The organism is Thermococcus sp. (assembly GCF_027011145.1).
GTDB lineage: Archaea > Methanobacteriota_B > Thermococci > Thermococcales > Thermococcaceae > Thermococcus.
Genome location: NZ_JALVAO010000031.1, coordinates 1 through 2508, shown reverse-complemented (window position 1 = coordinate 2508; position 2508 = coordinate 1). Strand labels below are relative to the sequence as shown.

At 53.1% G+C, this 2508-nt stretch carries 3 protein-coding genes; 1 reads left to right on the top strand and 2 read right to left on the bottom strand.

Annotated features, from left to right (window positions below; translation table 11 throughout):
* The coding region (locus MVG27_RS02945) for a glycine C-acetyltransferase (RefSeq protein ID WP_297556145.1) at window positions 1–1082 on the bottom strand (1082 nt) is incomplete at its 3' end.
* A 55-nt stretch (window positions 1083–1137) separates the two neighbouring features.
* Window positions 1138–1596, bottom strand: coding sequence for a metal-dependent hydrolase (locus MVG27_RS02940; RefSeq protein ID WP_297556141.1), 459 nt, complete (start codon window positions 1594–1596; stop codon window positions 1138–1140).
* A gap of 48 nt (window positions 1597–1644) precedes the next feature.
* Between MVG27_RS02940 and MVG27_RS02935 the strand changes: the two genes are divergently transcribed.
* On the top strand, window positions 1645–2508 hold an 864-nt coding region (locus MVG27_RS02935; protein WP_297556143.1), incomplete at its 3' end, for a replication factor C small subunit.

Genomic DNA, 2508 nt, shown 5'->3' with positions numbered 1-2508 from the left:
GTTCCGAGCGGGACTGTCGGATAGACGATGGCCTGTGCAAAGATGTTGTACTCGTCATATAAGCGCTTTGAGAACTCCTGGGCGAGCTTCTCGTCGTAGAGCATGACCGGTGTAATCGGGTGCTTCGTGTTTCCGAGGTCGTAGCCCAAATCACGCAATCCCTTCTGGAGGAAGTGGGTGTTGTCCCAGAGCTTCCTAACGAGTTCATCGCTCCTCTGGAGTATCTCGACGGCAGCTATGGCAGCGGCAACGTCAGGTGGATTCGGGGCGCTTGAGAACAGGAAGGGCCTCGCCCTCTGGCGGAGGTATTCTATCGCTTCCTCAGGTCCAGCAACGTAGCCACCTATGACTCCAAAGGCCTTGCTCAGGGTTCCCATCTCAAAGTCAACCTTGTCGTGGAGCTTGAAGTGGTCAACTATACCCCTTCCGCCCTCACCGAGAACGCCTTCACCGTGAGCATCGTCGATGTAAAGTATAGCGTCGTACTGCTCAGCGAGCTCGGCCATCTCGGGGAGTGGAGCGAGGTCGCCGTCCATAGAAAAGACACCGTCGCTGACTATGATTTTCTTCTTCTTGTCCTTGTTTTCCTCAAGTCTCTTCTTCAGGTCCTCCATGTCGATGTGCTTGTATATAACCTTCGGCGCACCGCTGAGGCGCATTCCGTCTATTATGCTCGCGTGGTTGAGCTCTTCACTGATGAAGACACCGTCTTCGCCCTTCTTGAGGAGCGCGCTTATGGCTCCAAGGTTTGCGTTGTAACCGCTCTGGAAGAGGATGGCCGCTTCCCTCTTCTTGAACTTGGCGAGCTTCTCCTCAAGCTCGACGTGGAGGTCCATGGTTCCGGCTATGGTTCTAACCGCTCCGGCTCCAACACCGTAGTCGAGGATGGCCCTTATTGCCGCGTAACGAATCTCGGGATGTGCTGCCAAGCCGAGGTAGTTGTTCGAACACATGTTGAGAACCTTTTTGCCGTCAACAACGACCCAGGGACCCTGGGGGCTTTCCAACTTTCTTATGGTTACGTAGAGGCCCTTCTCCTTAAGCTCCTGAAGTTCTTCCCTAATCCAGTCAAGCTTTCCCATGAGAACCACCGGTTGTTATTGGACACTGGCGTATAAAAGTTTTGCACTGAACCGGTTAGTGCAGTCTAATTATTGCCGTGAGGATTGTTAAAATTGCAAGTGCAAAACTACCGCCGATTTCCAGCCGGTAGTCATGCTTCCTATCAGGATATCTCTCGATGAGCTTAAGCTCAATCCCAAAATTCCTCGGGCCTGTGATTACTATTGACAACCCCCAGCCCCTCCTGGAGAGGGGATAAACCGGCGGTATCACTCCCGTGAAGAAGTCGAGGAAGAGGTGACTTCCCCAGCCTAGGGCAAAGAGAAGGGGCAAACCGCGGAGGTGCAGGCCGAGGATAAGGGTTGGAAGGAAAGGCAGGAGGGAGTGAAGGTAGGAACGGTGCTCTTTTGAGAGCGCATCAACGTCAGGGAACAGGGCCCCTGCACCCACGGCCAGAAGTCCGGAGAGAGTCGGCTCCCCCGACAGCGTGAGGTAGACAAGGCCGGGAATTGAAAAATGTTCGAGCGGGTCCATGGCAAAGCCCTTAAACTCTCGGCTCTCATAAACCTTTAGGTGGAAGGCATGACCGAGGAGCTTAGAGAAGTTAAGGTTCTTGAAAAGCCCTGGGTTGAAAAGTACAGACCAAAAAGATTAGATGAAATAGTTGGTCAGGAGCATATAGTCAAGAGGCTCAAACACTACGCCAAAACAGGCTCGATGCCCCATCTGCTCTTTGCAGGGCCTCCTGGTGTCGGGAAAACGACCGCCGCTTTGGCCCTCGCGAGGGAGTTATTCGGCGAGAACTGGAGGCACAACTTCTTGGAACTGAACGCTAGCGATGAAAGGGGTATAAATGTCATACGCGAGAAGGTGAAGGAGTTCGCAAGAACGAAGCCGATAGGTGGAGCGAGCTTCAAAATAATATTCCTCGATGAGGCAGACGCTTTAACGCAAGACGCCCAGCAGGCCCTGAGAAGGACAATGGAGATGTTCTCGAACAACGTGAGGTTTATTCTCAGCTGTAACTATTCCTCAAAGATTATCGAGCCGATACAGTCGAGGTGCGCAATCTTCCGCTTCAGACCGCTCAGTGACGAGGACATAGCGAAGAGGATTAAGTACATAGCCGAGAACGAGGGCCTTGAGCTGACGGAGGAGGGCCTGCAGGCTATCCTGTATGTTGCCGAAGGTGACCTGAGAAGGGCAATCAATGTCCTCCAGGCGGCAGCTGCCCTTGACAAGAAGATAACCGATGAGAACGTCTTTCTCGTTGCCAGCAGGGCAAGGCCGGAAGATGTCCGCGAGATGATGACACTCGCTTTGGAGGGCAACTTCCTCAAAGCGAGAGAAAAGCTGAGGGAAATCCTACTCAAACAGGGCCTCAGCGGGGAAGACGTTCTTATACAGATGCACAAGGAAGTCTTCAACCTGCCGATTCCCGAGGAT

Coding starts and splice junctions, on each gene's coding strand:
- MVG27_RS02940 (WP_297556141.1), bottom strand. CDS start 1,596: ATGGACCCGCTCGAACATTTTTCAATTCCCGGCCTTGTCTACCTCACG.